The sequence below is a fragment of the Streptomyces sp. NPDC002896 genome (assembly GCF_040295225.1).
Lineage (GTDB): Bacteria > Actinomycetota > Actinomycetes > Streptomycetales > Streptomycetaceae > Streptomyces.
The window spans coordinates 1-17,198 of record NZ_JBEOVA010000070.1; the positions used below are offsets into that span (position 1 = coordinate 1).

The window sequence follows — 17,198 nt, forward strand, 5'->3', positions numbered from 1 at the left end:
CAGGATTTTCGGCCGCGAGTCAGGGTGCGTCGCCCGCGGCGACGGACGTCAGTCCGGATCTTCCAGGGAAACGGCGCATGCACCGGACCCACGCCAAACGATCCCCTCCACCGCATGACGAACTCCGTGGAGCAGCAGACTTCGAAAGCGTGTTGAGGCAGGGGAAACGCCCGCGGGCGGCGCCGTCAGCTGAGGCCGTCTGTCGACAGCTGGCGTCCTGCTCGCCGTGACGGGCCAGTGTCCGAGTTCAGTGGCTCTGCCAGGTAAGTAATCCCACCAACAGGCCCTGGATGAACGTGGCTTCTGGCTTCCCAAGCTGAGAGCGCGAGTTGGATTCCCGTTACCCGCTCCAAGCGAAAGCCCAGGTCAATGACCTGGGCCGCTCGTCGTCGGGGGGCTGAGTCAGCCCGGCGTTCGATCCGGAAGACGCCGGGGCCGACCGTCGGCGGTCACAGGGCCGCCGCCTCCTCGGTGGTGAGGAAGCGGAGGTTCTGCACGTACTCGTTGACGAGCATGGGCACGCCGTCGGCGGCCAGATACCACCTCGGCTTGCCCGTGCTGTCGGCGATCACCCTGCCGTTGACGCGGAGGTTCTCGAACGTGACGTCCTTGACGAGGCGCTCCTCGCTCAGGCCCATCACCAGCGAGAGGTCGGTGTTCTTGCCGTTGTAGCTGAGGTCCTTGATGTAGACGGACTCGATGCCGCGGCCGGCCGAGGTGTTGTACTTCGGGTTGTACTCGACCCGCATGTGGATGAGCTGGCCCCAGCGGAAGTCCTCCACGCGGATCTTGTCGAACTTCACGTCCCGGACAAGGTTGCTGTCGCCGACCATGAAAGCGATGGCACCCTGGTAGGTCACCTGCGGCTCGCGGTGGTCAAGGATGTCGATGTTCTCGAAGTTCAGGTTCTCCAGCATCTCCGGGTCGTCGGAGTTGCCGTGCACGCCGATGTTGATCGGGTGGGCGACATCGGCCCACAGGGAGCAGTTCTTGACCGTGATGTTGCGGGTGTCGCCGTAGAAGTCCCAGCGGTGGGTGTAGAGGGCGATGGAGTCGTCGGACGTGCGCAGGAAGCAGCCGTCGACCGTGACGTTCTCGGAGCAGTAGAGCTGGATGCCGTCGCCCCAGCCCTGCTGGCTGAAGGCGCGCAGGTTCCGGATGGTGAGGTTCTGGCACTCGGCGACCCTGATGTTCTCGTAGCGGGGGTTGAGGATCGTGACGCCGTCGATCGTGATGTTCTCGCACTTGCGGATCAACATCGCGCCCCACTTGGAGTTGTAGATCACGCCGCGGCCGATCAGTCGGGAGTTCTCCACCCCCTCGAAGCGCACGAACGAGTTGAGGACCGCGCCGGGGGCCAGGTAGACGGTGGTGTTGCTGGGCACCGTCAGCTCCCCGTCGGTGGGAGTGTGGAAACCGGGCCCGAAGTACATGACGTGCTTGTCGCCCTCGGCGGGCGGGTTCTGCTCGAGTGGGTTCGCGAACAGGTGCAGGCAGTCGAAGATCTTGTCGTCGACCTGGACGACGATGTTGCGGGGACGGTCCAGGGTGAAGCGCGCGGTGCTGCCGAGCACCTCGGGCTTGATGCCGTACGAGTCCGGGCGGACGCGGAACCTCTCGGCGCTGCCCGGGTTGTAGGTGACCTCCACCTCCACTGTGCCGGAGAAGTCGAAGGCGGCCCAGGAGGAGCTCTGCGCCTTGTTGCTGCCGGTGATCGGGTCGATGAGCGCCAGCTTGGCCAGGTAGACGTCGAGTCTCTGCCAGCTGCCACCGAGGGGGCGGATCTTGACGGTGAAGGAGTTGTTGAGGGGCACCTGCGGAAGGGTCGGGTGGACGACGACGATATCGCCCGTGGAACCGGTTTCCGTGGCGGCGGCAGCCTGCGCGGTGCCGGCGACACCGGCCGCAAGACCGCCCACAGTGAGGGTGCCGGCGGCCTGGAGGGCGGTTCGCCGAGACAGGAACGAGCTCATGGGGCTCCTTATTGGGACATACGCGGCGGCTATCCATGAACAAAGGCGGAGAGCCCGACGCTGCGGCGGCGTGTGGGAGGCGGATTGATCCGCCAGGGGGAATCTGCGACACCGGTAAAATCTGTGTCAAGCGTTCGGCGGGTTTTCGAAACAACCGGTTGCTGACACCGTGGAATGCGTGCGGCTGGCCGAACGAGCCGGCGACGTGCCGCGAGGCGCGACTGCGCCCGTTCCGCCGGCTCGCCACCCAGCCGATGGCGGACCGCCGACGTACAGCGGCCACCCGGCTCCGTCACCGTCGCTCCAGCACCGGGCAGTTCGTCGGTTCTGCCGTCGTGGCGGCAGCGGCACAGACGTGGCAAGAACTGACCAAGTGCCCACCCCTCCCTGGTCCTTGCCTGCCTCGCCCAGTGCCCGTGCCACCGACCGCTCGCACTGGTCCTGCCGCTCGGCCGATGCGGGCCGAACGCGGCGATGCGTGACCGGACACACAGGTCATCGCAGGGGGAGCGCAGAAGCGGGCGCAGCGGCGATCCGGCTCGATGCCGTCCTGGGACGTACGTACCCCGTCGCCCCCACCACCAAGGCCAAGGTCCTGCGGGCCAGGCGTGAGCTGGACTACGTCGTCAACGCCCACACCCGCGCGCATCGCGCCTCTGGACGGCTCGCGCTGCACCGCGACGAACTGCCCCGAGGGCCAGCACCTGATGCTGGGCACGCACATCGTCATCCGCCGGTCGACGCGCCGCATCTGAGCCAGGGCCGTTCGTTTGACAGGCCCCGGGTCACTCCCGGCCGGCGACGATGACATCCACACCTTGTGCCTGGAGGGTATCGAGGTCAGCCGGTGGAATGCCGGGGTCGACGATGACGAGGTCGAACGCCGTCACAGGGGCCAGTTGGTAGAGGCCGCGGCGCCGGAACTTGGTGTGGTCCACCAGTAGGACTTTGCGGTGGCACGCAGCCATCAGGGCCCGTTTCACCGCCACTGTCTCCTGTGATTGGTGGTAGCAGTGGCCGCGGGTGATGGCGGTCGTCGAGGCGAAGAGCATGTCGGCGTGCAGGCTGCCCGCGGCGTCGACGGTGCGGACGCCGAGGAAGGCGTCGTAGGCCGGGTAGTAGGTGCCGCCGAGTGAGATGAGCTCGATGCCCGGGCTGCCGGCGAGGAACTGGGTCGCGGGCACGAAGTTGGTGATGATCGTCAGCGGCGCGCGCTGCGTGAGTAGCCGGGCGAGGGCGAGCGCCGTGGTGCTGTCGTCGACGATGACCGACTGCCCGGGCTTGACCAGGGGCAGCGCGGTGCGGGCGAGGGCCTCCTTCTCCTCCGCCATGGCCTGCGTGCGGTGGCGGACGTCCCCGTGGAACGCCGTCGACGGCTGCGCCGTCGCCCCGCCGCGCACCTTGCGCAGCCATCCCTTGCTCTGCAGGTGGTCGAGGTCGCGCCGAATGGTCATCGGGGTCACGCCCAGCTCCTCGGCGAGCTGTTCGATCCGGACGAAGCCCTCGTCCACGACGCGACTCTTGATCTGCTCCCGCCGCTCGCGCGGCTTTCGTCCGCCCTCGTCGGCCGGCGGCTGCACTTCTTGCCCCATCGACGACTCCTGTTCCTTCTCTGTGAAGAGAACACATTCGGGCGCGTCGGTTTCGTCCCGCCTGTCGTGAAATCCCCCGAGGCGGCGCGGACGCAACTGACCTGTGTCGCTGCATAGTTGGCAACGAGCACGGCATGCGGATGTTAGAACGTGCCAGCTTAGCGAACATCGTAAGTGATCAAATGTGAACTCTTGAAGTTCAATTCTCAGGAATGGTTGACACTTTCGCGAGCCCACCGGTTACGTGTGCGTCACCTCACAGCAATCTACCGTCCCCAGAACGGCCCCACGAAGGAGTGGAACATGAGGAAACTGCCCGGGTTCGCTCTCGCCGGCATCCTCGCGCTGGGCAGCCTCACCGCGTGCGCCGAGGAGCCGGGCACCGCGGACGCCGCGAAGGGCGGAGGTTCGGGTTCCGGCAAGGTCGCGTTCCTGATGCCCGACCTCGCCTCCACTCGCTACGAGCAGTACGACGCGCCGCTGTTCAGGAAGCGCATGGCCGAACTGTGCGCGGACTGCAAGGTCATCTACCAGAACGCCGACAGCGACGCCTCGCTCCAGCAGCAGCAGGCCAACTCCGCGATGGCACAGGGCGCCAAGGTGCTCGTGCTCGACCCGGTGGACTCGCAGTCCGCGGCGACGATCGTGCAGACGGCGCAGTCCCAGGGCGTCAAGGTGGTCGCCTACGACCGCCCCATCCCTGCCAAGCCAGCGGACTTCTACGTGTCGTTCGACAACGAGGCCATCGGCGAGTCCATCGGCAAGTCCCTGGTCGACCACCTGAAGGAGACCAAGGCAAAGGGCGGGCTGCTCCAGGTCAACGGCTCGCCCACGGATGCGGCCGCCGGGCTGATCAAGAAGGGCATCCACAAGGCCATCGACGACAGCGGTCTGAAGCTGCTCGCCGAGTACGACACGCCGGACTGGTCGCCGGAGAAGGCCCAGCAGTGGGTGAGCGGGCAGATAGCCCAGTACCGGGGGCGCATCGCGGGCGTGGTGGCGGCCAACGACGGCACCGGCGGCGGCTCGATCGCCGCGTTCAAGGCCGCGGAGGTCGACGTCCCGCCGATCACCGGCAACGACGCCGAGCTGGCCGCCGTCCAGCGCATCGTCGCGGGCGACCAGTACAACACCATCTCCAAGCCGATCAAGATCGTCGCCGAGGCGGCCGCCGAGGTCGCGTACGACCTGATGCAGGGCAAGAAGCCCAAGGCCGACACCACGCTCTTCGACACCCCGTCGCAGCTGTTCCAGCCGACGGTCGTGACGCAGAAGAACCTCAAGAAGGTCATCTTCGGTCCCGAGGGCGTGCTCCAGGTCGAGGACGTGTGCACCCGCCACTACGCCCCCGACTGCGAGCGGTTGGGCATCAAGTAGCGAGCTCCCGGATCGAGGAAGGGTCATGATGACAGCCCCCGCCGCTCCCGGCGCGGCCACGGACACCGTGTTGTCGCTGCGCGGGATCTGCAAGCAGTTCGGCGCGGTCGCCGCGCTGACCGGCATCGACCTCGACGTCGCGGCCGGTGAGGTGGTGGCCATCGTCGGGGACAACGGCGCCGGCAAGTCGACGCTGGTGAAGGTCCTCTCGGGCGTCTACACACCAGACGCGGGGACCATCTTCTTCCGCGGCGAGGAGGTCCGCCTCGACTCGCCGGCCGCCGCCCACGAGATGGGTATCGCCACGGTCTACCAGGACCTGGCGCTGTGCGAGAACCTCGACGTCAAGGCCAACCTGTTCCTGGGCCAGGAGATGCGGCCCTGGATGCTGGACGACGTCGCGATGGAGAAGGACTCCTGGCGGCTGCTGCGCGAGCTCTCCGCGAAGATCCCCACGCTCGATGTGCCGGTGGCCGCCCTGTCCGGCGGCCAGCGGCAGACCGTCGCCGTCGCCCGCTGTCTGCTGGGCGATCCCAAGGTCATCCTCCTCGACGAGCCCACGGCTGCCCTCGGTGTCGCGCAGACCACCGAGGTGCTCGACCTGATCGAGCGGCTCCGCGAGAACGGGCTCGGCGTGGTGATGATCAGTCACAACATGGATGACGTCCGGGCGGTCGCCGACCGCGTCGCGGTGCTCAGGCTGGGCCGCAACAACGGCGTGTTCGACGCCGCGGACGTCTCCTCGGAAGACGTCGTGGCCGCGATCACCGGCGCGGCCGACAACGTGGTCGCGCGGCGCGCCGCCCGCCGTGCCGCCGCCCCGCGGACAGAGAAGGAAGTGCCGTGACCTCCCTCGACACCTCGGTGGCACCGGCCACCGACCTGCAGGACGAACGCCTCGCCGCCCCGCAGGGCATCGGCGGGAACATCCGCGCCGCGGCCCGCCGGGCGCGGGACGGCGACCTGGGCATGCTGCCCGTCGTCGCCGGCATCGTGGTGATCTGGACGATCTTCCAGGCCCTGAACCAGACGTTCCTCTCCAGCACCAACCTGGTGAACCTGTCCTTCGACATGGTGCCGATCGGCGTCATCGCGCTCGGCATCGTCTGCGTGCTGCTGGTCGGCCAGATCGACCTCTCCGTGGGCTCGGTCAGCGGCGTCTCTGCCGCCACCACGGCGGTCGTCATGGTCCGGTACGAGCAGCCCATGGTGCTGGCGATCCTCGCGGCCGTGACCGCCGGCTGCCTGATCGGCGGGATCTACGGGCAGGCGTTCAACCGCTTCGGCGTGCCCAGCTTCGTCGCCACCCTGGGCGGGCTGCTGGCCTTCCTCGGCGCCCAACTGTGGCTGCTGCGCGGGCAGAACGCGATCAACATCCCGTACGACTCCGCCCTGGTGAAGTTCGCCCAGGTGTGGTTCGTCCCCGGCTGGCTGTCCTATCTGCTGGCCGTCGCCGCCGCCGGCGGGTTCCTGGCCGCCGGGTGGATGCGCACCCGCAGCCGCCGCCGCGCCGACCTGTCCTCCTCATCGGTCCAGTGGCTGCTCGCGCAGTCGTTGCTGTTGCTCGTGGTGCTGCTGTTCGCCGTCTACTACCTGAACCGCACCCGCGGCGTCGCCTGGATGTTCGTCCTCTTCGTCGCCCTGGTGCTAGGGGTGCACTACACGCTCGGCCACACCAAGTTCGGCCGGTCGATCTACGCCGTCGGCGGCAACGCGGAGGCCGCCCGCCGGGCCGGCATCAACGTGCCGCGCGTCTACACCTCGGCGTTCGTCATGTGCTCCAGCCTGGCCGCGCTCGGCGGCATCCTCTTCGCCTCCCGACTGGCCGCCGCCAACCAGAGCACCGGCACCGCGGACGTCAACCTCAACGCCATCGCCGCCGCGGTGATCGGCGGGACCAGCCTGTTCGGCGGGCGCGGCACGGCCTTCGCCGCGCTCCTCGGCGTGCTGGTCATCCAGTCGATCTCCAGCGGCCTCACGCTGCTCAACCTCGACTCCTCGTACCGGTTCGTGATCACGGGCGCGGTGCTGCTCATCGCCGTCGCCCTCGACTCTGCCGCCCGCCGCTCGCGGCAGGCGCACGGAAGGGGATGAGGCAGGTGACCGCGATCGCCATCGACGCCGGCACCACGCTCGTCAAGGCCGTCGGCTACGCCGACGACGGCACCGAGCTGGCCGTCGGCCGCCGCCCGACCCGGGTGCTGCGCCCGCACCCCGGCTGGTCCGAGCAGGACATGGCCGAGGTGTGGGCCGCGGTGGCCGACGCCACCCGCGAGGTCGCCGCCCAGCTGCCCGAGCCGCCAGGCATGGTCGCCGTCACCGCCCAGGGCGACGGTGCCTGGCTCGTCGACGACCGGAACCGCCCCACCGGGCCAGCCGTGCTCTGGAACGACGGCAGGACCGCGGACCTGCTCACCGACTGGGAGCATGACGGCACCGTGCAGGAGGCGTTCCGCATCTGCGGCTCCCGTCTGTCCACCGGCATGCCGCATGCCGCGCTCGCCTGGTTGCGTGCCCACGACCCCGAGCGGATCGAGCGCTCCAGCCATGTGCTGACCTGCGGCGGCTGGCTCTATCTACGGCTGACCGGCGAGCCGGCGGTCGACGAGTCGGACGCCTCGGCGCCGTTCCTGGACGTGCGCAAGCGCGCTTGGTCCGACCGGCTGCTCGAGCTGTACGGCATGCCCTGGGCCCGGCGGCTGCTGCCCGACCTGCGTGACGACGACCACCGCGTCACCTCCCTGACCGCCGCGGCGGCCGAGGAGACCGGACTGCCGGCCGGCATCCCCGTGGTGCTCGCCCCGTACGACATCTGCGCGACCGCCATCGGCGCCGGCGCGGTGTCCCCGGGACAGGCCTGCTGCATCCTCGGCACCACCCTGTCCACGGAGATCGTCACCGACGAGGTGGTCACCGAGGACCCGGTGGGCATCACCGTCACCCTCGGGGTGCCGGACCGCTATCTGCGCGCCTTCCCCACCATGAGCGGTGGCGATGTGCTGGACTGGGGAACCCGGATGCTCGGCCTCGACTCCGTCGCCGCGCTCATGGCCCTGGCGGCACAGGGCCGGCCCGACGCGGCCGGCGTGCGGTTCCTGCCGTACCTCTCGCCCGCTGGCGAACGCGCGCCGTTCTTCGACCCGGCCGCCCGCGGCTCGCTGGCCGGCCTGTCCCTGGAGGCGGGCCGGGAGGACGTCGCCCGCGCGCTGGTGGAGGGAGTGACCATGGCCATCCGCGACTGCCTGGCCGCATCGCCCGCCCTGCCGGACCGGCTGGCGCTCTGCGGCGGCGGCACCAGAAGCGACTTCTGGATGCGGCTCATCGCCGACGTCACCGGGCTGCCCGTGACCATCCCCGTCGACGCCGAGGTCGGCGCCCGCGGCGCCTGGCTCACCGGCCTGGTCGCCACCGGCCGCGAGCCGGACTTTTGCACCGCAGCCGCCCGGCATGTGCGCACCGCCGCCACCTACGAACCGGATGCGCAGGCCGCCGACGGCTACGGCGACCGGTACCGCGGCTTCCTGCGGCTGCGGGAGACACACCAGCCGGCCTGGCACGACGGCGGCGGGAGCGGCCCCATCGGTGGTGCCGGCGCATGACCGAATACCACGAGGACGCCTGGCTGGGCATCGACCTGGGCACCCAGGGCGTCCGGGCTGTGGTCGCCGCCTCCGACGGCCGGCTCCTGGGCCAGGGCTCCGCCCCGCTGAGCAGCCGCCGCCGGGGCGGCCGCCATGAGCAGGACCCGCAGTCCTGGTGGCCGGCGGTGTGCGCCGCGCTCGGCCAGGCCCGCGCCGCCGGCGCCGACCTCGGCCGCGTCCGGGGCATGGCCGTCGACGCCACCTCCGGCACCATCGCCCTGATGGACCGCGGCGGCCGGTGCACGACCCCGGCCCTGATGTACGACGACGGCCGCGCCACCGCCGAGGCGGACCAGGTCAACGCCGTCGGCGAACAGCAGTGGAAGAAGGCCGGCTACCGCCGGATGCAGCGCTCCTGGGGCCTGCCCAAGCTGCGCTGGCTGCTCGACCGGCACCCCCGGGCCGCCGCCGACGGCTGGCGGCTGGTTCACCAGAACGACGTGGTCAACCGCGCGCTCGTCGGGCACGACGTGCCCACCGACACCAGCAACGCCCTGAAGACCGGCGCCGACGCCGCGGCCGTGACGTGGCCCGAGGAGGTGCTCGCGGCGCTGGACATCGCGCCCAGGCTGCTGCCCGGACTCGTCCTGCCTGGCACGGTCATCGGCGGCGTCTGCGCGGGCGCCGCCGCCGAGTCCGGCCTGGCCGAGGGCACCCCCGTCGTCGCCGGGATGACCGACGGCTGCGCCGCGCAGCTCGGCTCCGGCGCGACCGCCGTCGGCAGCTGGAACTCCGTCATGGGGACCACCCTGGTACTCAAGGGCGTCAGTAAGGACCTCGTACGCGACCCGCACGGCGTCGTCTACTCCCACCGCTCCCCGTCAGGCCACTGGCTGCCCGGCGGCGCCTCCAGCGTGGGCGCCGGGCTGATCGCCCGGGAGTTCGCGCACGCCGGCCTCGACCGGCTCACCGCCGAGGCCGCGCCGCTGCTCCCCACGGACCTGCTGCGCTACCCGCTTGTCTCGCCGGGGGAGCGGTTCCCCTTCGCCGCCCCGGACGCCCGCGCCTTCTCCAGCCGGGAGCCCGCCTCACCGGCCGAGGCGTTCGCTGCGCTGCTTCAGGGGGCCGCGTACGTCGAACGGCTCTGCTTCGACTATGTGGACCACCTCGGCGCCCCGACGGACGGCGCCGTCGTCCTCACCGGCGGCGCGACCCGGAACCCAGTGTGGAACCAGCTCCGCGCCGATGTGCTGCAGCGCCCGGTCACCCTGCCGCGCCACGCCCAGCCAGCACTCGGCATGGCCGTCCTGGCCGCGTCCACCCGGGACACCCTCGACGTCGCCGCCGCCGCGATGGTGCGCCCCGACCACACCCTCGAACCACGGAGCTCTGTGAAAACCATCCACGAGGAGCGCTACCTCCAGCTGCTCGACCTGCTCGCGGAGCGCGGCTGGCTCCCCAGCCCGGTCGCCGCCCACGCGCGCGAGAGGACCGCGCGATGAGCCTTCACGTCATCTTCGTACGGCACGGGGAGAGCGTCTGGCACGCCGAGAACCGGTATGCCGGCGGCACCGACATCGCCCTCACCGAGCGCGGCTACGCCCAGGCCCGCGCGCTCGCCGCCTGGGCCAAGCAGGCGGGCCTGACCGCCATCTGGGCCTCCCCCCAGGTGCGGTCCCAGGAGACCGCGCGGGACAGCGCGGCGCACACCGGGCTGCCGCTGGAGGTGGACCCGCGGCTGCGCGAGCTCGACTTCGGCATCGCCGAAGGCCTCACCCGCGACGAGATGAGCCGGCGCTTCCCCGACCACCTCGCCGCCTTCCAGGACGACCCGGTGCGCAACCACTTCCCCAAGGGGGAGAACCCGCTCGACGCGACCGACCGCTATCTGGCATTTCTCGCCGACCTGAAGGCCACCCACCCCGAGGGCGGCCGCGTCCTCGTCGTCGCCCACTCCACGGCGATCCGGCTCACCCTCTGCCGCATGCTGGGGCTGCCGCTGCGCTCCTACCGCCAGTTCTTCCCCTTCCTGGCCAACTGCGCGCTGAACGAGCTGATCCTCCGCGACGGCGTGCCCTCGCTGCTGGCGCTGAACTGCCCCGTGACCTCCGTGACCTCTGTCACCTCAGGAGCACCCACGTGACCACCATCCTGACCGCCGGCGACCACTTCGTCAGCAACTCCCTGTTCCGCGACCGGCTCCGCCCCGTCGCCCCCGACGCCACCGTCCGCGAACTCACCCTGCCCTGGCCCGTCGAGCCCTTCGGCGACGTCGCCGAGGTGCACGAGGCATCCGGCACCGAGGACCAGCTCATCGAGGCACTCGACGGGGTGGAGATCTGCGTCACGCAGATGGCGCCGCTCACCGAGCGGGTCCTGAAGGCCAGCCCCGACCTGCGGCTGTTCTGCGTCAGCAGGGGCGGCCCGGTCAACGCCAACCTGGACGCGGCGACGAGGCACGGCGTCGCAGTCTCCTTCGCGCCCGGCCGCAACGCCACCGCCACCGCCGAGCACACCGTCGGCCTCATGCTGGCCGCGGCCCGCCGCGTCCCCGCCACCCACACAGACCTCACCGCCGGCACCTGGCGGGGCGACTACTACATGTACGACAAGGTCGGCCCGGAGCTGGCCGGCAGCACGGTCGGCATCGTGGGCTACGGCGCCATCGGCTCCCGGGTCGCCCGCATCGTCAGCGGCTTCGGCGCCCAGGTACTGGTGGCCGACCCCTTTGCCGCCGCGGCCGACGTCGCCCCGTACGAGCTCACCAACCTCGACGACCTCATGCGGCGCGCCACATTCGTCACCGTCCACGCCCGCGCCACCGCGGAGACCGCCGGCCTGCTGTCCCGGCGGCGGATCGAGCTAATGCCCCCGGGCGGCGTGCTGGTCAACTGCGCCCGCGGTTCCCTGGTCGACTACGACGCCGTCTGCGACGCCCTCGACGCCGGCCGCCTCTTCGGCGCCGCCTTCGACGTCTACCCCGTCGAGCCTCTCCCCGCGGACTCGCGCCTGCTGACCACCCCCAACCTCGTCATGACGCCGCACCTCGCCGGCGCCAGCAGGCAGACCGCGCTGAACGCCGCCGCGATCGTCGCCGCGGAGGTGGACCGCTACCTGACGGGCCGCACCCTGCGGCACTGCGCCAACCCGCAAGCCCTGGCGCGCCCCGCCTGATCCGCCGTCCTTGGACCCGCCCGCCAGGTGCAGCGCAACCTCGGGGAGCGGATGTGGCACGGAGTCCGGATCGGGTGCACGGTATGGCCCATTCCGCCGGAGTCCCTGCCACAGCGCACGCTTCGGGGTCAAACGCCAGCGCCTGGACCTGGTGGCCCGCCACCATCGGCTTCAGAACGGCGTCGCCCAGCCGATGCAGGACGGCTTCATATAGTCGGCCCCACACGCCGGCACGCGACCAGATCAAAGATCGGCCGCGGGCGGTTGCTTCGAGATACAAGCACGGCGGCAGCGCCCGCCAGGCGCAGCAGACGCACGCGCCGCCGAGCAGCGCGCCATGGCGACACACCCGCCCGCGCACGCCGGCTGGCGCCGTGCTCCCGTCACCGGCGGTTGTGAGGACTGCGCACGCAGACGGGGTGGCTGCTGGTCGAGTGGGCCTGCGGGTCAGGCGCTGGCTGCGGGCCGCAGCACCCCGGGGGCAGGACGTAGGCCAGGGGGGCGAGGGTGAGCGGACGGTGCCACAGCACCGTGATGCCGACCGGCAGGTAGAGCAGCGCGGACACGGCTGCTGCGTCGGCGTCACCCCTCACGCCACCGTCACCCAGTACCGCCGACGGCATCGCCTACCGCCCGCTGCGCGCCGCGGACCGTCCGTCCCTGTTCACCTCATCTGGCGCAGCCACGACCTGCACCCGGCCTCCCACGCCGCCATCACCCTGCTCGCCGACTTCTCCGCGAGCAGGTCTGATCGGTAACTGCCCTCGCGAGGGCTCCTGTTCGTCTCACGTGAAGTGAACAGGTCCTTGCGTGTCGGTTTCGTCCCCCGTGTCGCGTTCTCCGTGCGGGTGCCTTCCGCCTCGCGGAGCGGCGCTGCCCTACGTCCTGCGAAGGAGGCACGACACATCAATGTTCGTGAACACCAACTGAGCGAACATGATGGTCAATCAAAGTAGCACCGTGGCTGTTCAGTTCTCAGGATCAGTTGACACTCATATGGTTCCTGAGTTTCTTGTGAGTTGCCTCATAGCGATCTATCGACGTACCCGACGAAGGGAACGCGCGTGCACACACGCAGAGCAGTCGTCGTCGCCGCGATGGCCGCATCGGCCTCCCTGCTGGCACCGAGCGTCACCGCCACCGCAGCTCCGGAGCGGGCTGCCCCCTCGCTGCCGACGCACATCTACGGCGGGGCGTGGCCGACCAGTCATCTGCAGGGCGTCACCGTGGACACCAAGAAGGGCTATGCGTACTGGTCGTTCACCCAGATGCTGGTGAAGACCGATCTGCAGGGCAACGTCGTCGGAACGGTCAAGGGCCTGACCGGCCACCTGGGCGACATCGACCTCAACCACGAGGACGGGCGCGTCTACGGGTCGCTGGAGTACAAGGCGGCGGAGGCGTTCTATATCGCCGTCTTCGACGGGGACCGGATCAATCGGGTCGGGATGGACGCCGAGACCGACGGGGTCATGACCGCCGTCCATCTCGACGAGGTGGTCGAGGACTTCACCGCCGACATGGACGGCGACGGCGTCTTCGACGGCGACACCGCAGACACGGCCGACCACCGCTACGGCTGCAGCGGCATCGACGGCGTCTCCTTCGGCCCGGGCTTCGGCGAGCGGGGCGGGGAGCAGAAGCTCATGGTCGCCTATGGGATCTACTCCAACACCTCCCGCACCGACAACGACCACCAGGTCGTCCTCGAGTACGACATCAGCGACTGGCAGAAGTACGAGCGGCCGCTGACGCAGAGCGCACCGCACCGCAGCGGCCCCAAGCGCCCCGACGGGAAGTACTTCGTGTACACCGGCAACACCACCTACGGCGTGCAGAACCTGCAGTACGACCCGTACACCAAGAGCTGGATCATGGCTGTCTACCGGGGGAAGAAGGAGGGTTTCCCGAACTACTCCTTCTTCACCGTCGACGCCACCGCCGAGCCCGAGCGCGGCGAGATCGTCGGGCAGCCGGAGCCCGAGACCCGCGAGCTGCTGACCCTCCGCCCGGACGGGCTGTATGACCCGGCCACCGGGATCCGAGGCTGGGAGTTCCACGGCAACTACGGCTTCCACGTCCTCGGCGGCGGCTACTACTACGTGGCGGAGGGCCGGCCCGTGGACGACGGCGGCGTGCAGAAGTCGGAGGGCGAGGTCTACCTCTACCGCTGGACCGGCAAGACCCCCACCCCCTTCGAGCGGGTGGCTGTCACTCCTCGCGGGCAATGAGGACCTCCACGGTCCTCGGCCTGGCAGCATGACGGGCCCGCCAAGGGCCCCCGCCCGGCCAAGTTCGGCCCAGGGCTCCTATTCGTGACCCCAGGTGCAAGGTACGAGTGCCGGATCGGACCGTTTACCGACGTTGATTCTCGGCACGGGTTGCCGACACTGCCGACCTGCGGAAACGCATCGGTCGATTCCCGACGCTTCGGGGAGCTCCGTCGCACTGCGCACCTCCTTCGGTGCGCTGACCAGCCAGGGAGCCTCTACCTTGCGGCCAGGTCACAGATAGGAGTCCTGGGCCGACTCGATCCGGCAATCGCCAGGTGATGGCACGTCACCTGGCGCGTCGACTCCCATCCCCACTGCACGTGCGCGACCGCAAGCACCAACGCCAGCATCGGATCAGGAGACTCCATGGCCAGACCGAGCCTACGCACCGCCATCGTCGCCCTCTCCACTGCCCTCGCCGCGGGCGCTTCGCTTGCCGTGGCCGTCCCTTCCTCGGCCGACTCCGGGGCCGCCGTCGGCCAGTGGTCGACGGCCTGGGCTGGCAGCCCGGTGCAGGGCATCACCTCGACCTCCACGTGCCCCAGCGCCGAGGGTCTGACGGACCAGACGGTCCGCAACGTCGTCACCACTGGGGCGGCCGGAGACCGCATCCGCGTCCGGCTGAGCAACTCGTTCGGGACGAGCGACCTGCACGTCGGCCACGCCACCGTGGCCCGTCAGAGCACCGGTGCCTCCCTCCAGCCCGGCACGCTGCGCGAACTTACCTTCTCGGGCAAGAAGTCCGTCGATGTGCCGGCCGGGGCGGAGCGGTTCAGCGACCCGGTGAACTTGAGCGTCAAGGAGCTCGCGCACCTGTCGGTGAGCGTGTACGTGCCGGGCGCTACCGGCCCCGTCACCAACCACCGCCTCGGCATGCAGCACAGCTTCATATCCGGCGCCGGGGACCACGCCGACAGCAGCGGCGGCTCCGGCTACCCGACGTCCATCACCTGCATGATGCTGGTCGACGGCGTCGACGTGGTGCGCAACCGCGACGCCGACGGCACCATCGTCACCCTCGGCGACTCCATCACCGACGGCGCCGCCTCCACCCTGAACGCCGACCACCGCTGGCCGAACTACCTGGTCCGCCGCCTGTCGGCGCTGCCCGGCTCCGTCCCTGCCGTGGCCAACGCCGCCATCAGCGGCAACGAGGTGCTGGTCGACCGCGTCCCGGTCTACTTCGGGATCAGCGCCCTGCACCGCCTGGACCGTGACGTGCTCGACCAGAGCGGTGTCAAGACTGTGATCATGCTGGAGGGGATCAACGACATCGGCGCGGCTGGCGCCAGCGCGTCGTCCCTGATCTCCGGCTACCAGGAGATCATCGACCGGGCGCACGCCCACGGGCTGAAGATCTATGGCGGCACACTGGTGCCCTTCATGGGTTCCAACGGCCGGTTCGGCGGCGACTACGGCACCGCCTACGGTGAGCAGCAGCGCCTGGCCGTCAACCAGTGGATCCGTACCAGCGGCGGGTTCGACGGCGTCATCGACTTCGACAAGGCGGTGCGCGACACCGCCAACCCGTCGTACATGCTCCCGGCCTACGACTCGGGCGACCACCTGCACCCGGGCGATCTGGGCTACGACGCGATGGCCGACGCGATCGACCTCAACATGATCCTGAAGAATCGTTGAGGCAGTACAGTCGGCGGTGATGTGCCCCGGGACTGGTGGAGTCACCTTGCTGGACCGCTGATGCTCCAGACACTCAAGGAGGCTCCACTGCCCCGCAGTTACCCGCCCGAGTTCCGGCGCAAGGTCCTCGACCTCAATGCCGCCGGTCGGCCGATCCGGCAGATCGCGGCCAGCTTCGGCATCTCCATCGGCACCGCCCACGCCTACACAGCCGCTCCCGCCGAGGGGTGGTCATCAGGAGGTGATCCCTCCCGATGGCCCGAAGCCCCGGAGGGCGTGAAGCGGACCGCGTCAGCGTCCGCGTCGTTCCGGATACCTCGCGGTTCGGCGGCCGACCTGCGCCGTGACCCCTGCGAGGTCCAGTGCCCGCAGTGCACCATCCGCGCCAAGGTGGCGTACTTCTTAATCTGCTTCGGCTTGTCGGCAAACAGGTCGGCTGGCTCACACCCGGCGGCTTCGGCGGCCGCCTCGATCGCCTCGACCAGCCGGGCACCGGTCGCCTTGGCGCGCGGGTGCGCGCGGTCCGGCACACCAACTGCTCGCCGCTGAGGGGGTGGACGTTGTTCAGGGTGCGGACGGTCGTCTTGTCTGCCTCGTCGAGGACGGTGCCCGAGGTCTGGCCGACCGCGGCGAGGCTTTCGCCGTCGTGCTGGACGTAACAACCGGAATGACCGGTGAGGCGGTACTCGACCTGCTCGTCATCCACGATCCCGGTGACCGAGGCCATTCGGCGGCGCCCCTCCCTCCCGGCATTTCACGGCCGAAGGCCGCGTACATCTCGGAGGTGACGTACCTTTGTCCATTATTTTGATCTTGCATAGGGGTACCAAGGCCGCACATTCCTGTTCCACGGATACGTCAAACCCATCCTCGCCTGCGAGTTGGTGCCCGACCTGGTAGGACTCCGTTAGGTCGAGGTAGATCTTGCTGGATGGTGTCTGGTCCGGGGTCGGGACAGGGGCAGCCTCACCGGTAAGGGCGCCACTATCGCCTTTGTCGACGACCCGGTACAGGACATGGCCTCCGCCGACTCCCCGAGCATGTGCCGCAAAACGTGGGAGTGGTGGCAGTCGGTGCTGCAGACCCGCCTCGAACCCGATTCAGCGGGCCGCTCGACTCATCGATCAGCGGCCCTCTGCACCACGGCGAGACGTCGTCCTCGTCCTCTGTCATGCGGGCCATCGCTGGTGAAGTGCCGCGACATACGCCGTTATGCGCTCGGTCGGAGGGTGGTCCACGCCGGTGTGAATGTCGATGTACCGGCAGTAGAGCTCGCTGAAGAGCTGGCCAGCAGGGTAGCGGACGTGACCGCCAGCAGTGGCGTCATCGGCCGGACGGGAGCCTTCCCAGGCGGCAAGGTCGCAAGTCATGGCCGGAGACTGCCACATGACACAGACAGCAGGCGGAAGTCCCGGTGCCGGCCCCTGGCTCGAGTCCGCATCGGAGGTCATGCGATGCCGTCAGCTGCGGTCGCCGCCGGAGGTGTGCTGTACGCGTAGGGCGGGCAGGGCACGGTATGGGTCGATGAAGGCCAGGGTGCCGATGGCGTACGCGGCATCGAAGGGTTCGGCACTCTCCAGGTAGTCG

General features: G+C 69.7%; 14 protein-coding genes and 1 pseudogene. 11 read left to right on the forward strand and 4 right to left on the reverse strand.

The window, feature by feature from the left end; genetic code table 11:
- Positions 1–449: 449 nt before the first annotated feature.
- A complete protein-coding gene (locus ABT009_RS46085) occupies positions 450–1,973 on the reverse strand; it encodes a glycosyl hydrolase family 28 protein (RefSeq protein WP_351309035.1) in 1,524 nt (507 codons plus the stop codon).
- A 608-nt stretch (positions 1,974–2,581) separates the two neighbouring features.
- On the opposite strand from ABT009_RS46085, the gene ABT009_RS46090 reads away from it, so the two are divergent.
- On the forward strand, positions 2,582–2,728 hold the full coding sequence (locus tag ABT009_RS46090) for a hypothetical protein (protein ID WP_351309037.1): 147 nt from the start codon (positions 2,582–2,584) through the stop codon (positions 2,726–2,728).
- A gap of 30 nt (positions 2,729–2,758) precedes the next feature.
- On the opposite strand, the gene ABT009_RS46095 is transcribed toward ABT009_RS46090, so the two are convergent.
- Entirely contained in the window at positions 2,759–3,565 is an 807-nt protein-coding gene (locus ABT009_RS46095; RefSeq protein ID WP_351309040.1) for a DeoR/GlpR family DNA-binding transcription regulator, read from the reverse strand.
- 303 nt (positions 3,566–3,868) lie between these two features.
- Between ABT009_RS46095 and ABT009_RS46100 the strand changes: the two genes are divergently transcribed.
- The 7 genes from ABT009_RS46100 to ABT009_RS46130 are packed head-to-tail and all read left to right on the forward strand — an operon-like array spanning position 3,869 to position 11,697.
- Positions 3,869–4,942, forward strand: coding sequence for an ABC transporter substrate-binding protein (locus tag ABT009_RS46100; RefSeq protein ID WP_351309043.1), 1,074 nt, complete (start codon positions 3,869–3,871; stop codon positions 4,940–4,942).
- 28 nt (positions 4,943–4,970) lie between these two features.
- The gene (locus ABT009_RS46105; protein ID WP_351309064.1) at positions 4,971–5,789 is read left to right on the forward strand and encodes an ATP-binding cassette domain-containing protein; all 819 of its coding nucleotides are present in this window, start codon (positions 4,971–4,973) and stop codon (positions 5,787–5,789) included.
- Entirely contained in the window at positions 5,786–7,036 is a 1,251-nt protein-coding gene (locus ABT009_RS46110) for a sugar ABC transporter permease (protein WP_351309044.1), read from the forward strand. Before ABT009_RS46105 ends, ABT009_RS46110 begins: the two co-directional genes overlap by 4 nt.
- Entirely contained in the window at positions 7,033–8,541 is a 1,509-nt protein-coding gene (locus ABT009_RS46115) for an FGGY family carbohydrate kinase (RefSeq protein ID WP_502990094.1), read from the forward strand. The genes ABT009_RS46110 and ABT009_RS46115 overlap by 4 nt, the downstream gene beginning before the upstream one ends.
- Positions 8,538–10,025, forward strand: a complete 1,488-nt coding sequence (locus ABT009_RS46120) for an FGGY-family carbohydrate kinase (protein WP_351309048.1) — start codon at positions 8,538–8,540, stop codon at positions 10,023–10,025. Before ABT009_RS46115 ends, ABT009_RS46120 begins: the two co-directional genes overlap by 4 nt.
- Positions 10,022–10,666: a histidine phosphatase family protein gene (locus tag ABT009_RS46125; protein ID WP_351309051.1), complete on the forward strand. Its 645-nt coding sequence runs from the start codon at positions 10,022–10,024 to the stop codon at positions 10,664–10,666. Before ABT009_RS46120 ends, ABT009_RS46125 begins: the two co-directional genes overlap by 4 nt.
- A complete protein-coding gene (locus tag ABT009_RS46130) occupies positions 10,663–11,697 on the forward strand; it encodes a 2-hydroxyacid dehydrogenase (RefSeq protein ID WP_351309054.1) in 1,035 nt (344 codons plus the stop codon). The genes ABT009_RS46125 and ABT009_RS46130 overlap by 4 nt, the downstream gene beginning before the upstream one ends.
- A 172-nt stretch (positions 11,698–11,869) precedes the next feature.
- Here ABT009_RS46130 and ABT009_RS46135 read toward each other — a convergent pair.
- Both ABT009_RS46135 and ABT009_RS46140 read right to left on the reverse strand, forming a co-directional pair.
- A pseudogene (locus ABT009_RS46135) lies at positions 11,870–12,004 on the reverse strand (IS5/IS1182 family transposase); the annotation flags it as partial.
- Positions 12,005–12,080: 76 nt separating this feature from the next.
- Positions 12,081–12,290 (reverse strand): hypothetical protein, encoded by a 210-nt coding sequence (locus ABT009_RS46140; protein ID WP_351309056.1) that lies wholly within the window; start codon positions 12,288–12,290, stop codon positions 12,081–12,083.
- A 504-nt stretch (positions 12,291–12,794) separates the two neighbouring features.
- On the opposite strand from ABT009_RS46140, the gene ABT009_RS46145 reads away from it, so the two are divergent.
- The 3 genes from ABT009_RS46145 to ABT009_RS46155 all read left to right on the forward strand — a co-directional run bounded on the left by ABT009_RS46145 (position 12,795) and on the right by ABT009_RS46155 (position 16,422).
- Positions 12,795–13,928 (forward strand): hypothetical protein, encoded by a 1,134-nt coding sequence (locus ABT009_RS46145; RefSeq protein ID WP_351309067.1) that lies wholly within the window; start codon positions 12,795–12,797, stop codon positions 13,926–13,928.
- Positions 13,929–14,336: 408 nt separating this feature from the next.
- The gene (locus ABT009_RS46150; RefSeq protein WP_351309059.1) at positions 14,337–15,611 is read left to right on the forward strand and encodes an SGNH/GDSL hydrolase family protein; all 1,275 of its coding nucleotides are present in this window, start codon (positions 14,337–14,339) and stop codon (positions 15,609–15,611) included.
- 553 nt (positions 15,612–16,164) lie between these two features.
- A complete protein-coding gene (locus ABT009_RS46155) occupies positions 16,165–16,422 on the forward strand; it encodes a hypothetical protein (RefSeq protein WP_351309061.1) in 258 nt (85 codons plus the stop codon).
- The last annotated feature ends 776 nt before the right edge of the window (positions 16,423–17,198 follow it).

Excerpts from the sequence above, each read along its gene's own strand:
- ABT009_RS46085 (WP_351309035.1), bottom strand. The coding sequence starts at position 1,973 with ATGAGCTCGTTCCTGTCTCGGCGAACCGCCCTCCAGGCCGCCGGCACC.
- ABT009_RS46095 (WP_351309040.1), bottom strand. The coding sequence starts at position 3,565 with ATGGGGCAAGAAGTGCAGCCGCCGGCCGACGAGGGCGGACGAAAGCCG.
- ABT009_RS46100 (WP_351309043.1), top strand. The coding sequence starts at position 3,869 with ATGAGGAAACTGCCCGGGTTCGCTCTCGCCGGCATCCTCGCGCTGGGC.
- ABT009_RS46105 (WP_351309064.1), top strand. The coding sequence starts at position 4,971 with ATGACAGCCCCCGCCGCTCCCGGCGCGGCCACGGACACCGTGTTGTCG.
- ABT009_RS46115 (WP_502990094.1), top strand. The coding sequence starts at position 7,033 with ATGAGGCAGGTGACCGCGATCGCCATCGACGCCGGCACCACGCTCGTC.
- ABT009_RS46120 (WP_351309048.1), top strand. The coding sequence starts at position 8,538 with ATGACCGAATACCACGAGGACGCCTGGCTGGGCATCGACCTGGGCACC.
- ABT009_RS46125 (WP_351309051.1), top strand. The coding sequence starts at position 10,022 with ATGAGCCTTCACGTCATCTTCGTACGGCACGGGGAGAGCGTCTGGCAC.
- ABT009_RS46145 (WP_351309067.1), top strand. The coding sequence starts at position 12,795 with ATGGCCGCATCGGCCTCCCTGCTGGCACCGAGCGTCACCGCCACCGCA.
- ABT009_RS46150 (WP_351309059.1), top strand. The coding sequence starts at position 14,337 with ATGGCCAGACCGAGCCTACGCACCGCCATCGTCGCCCTCTCCACTGCC.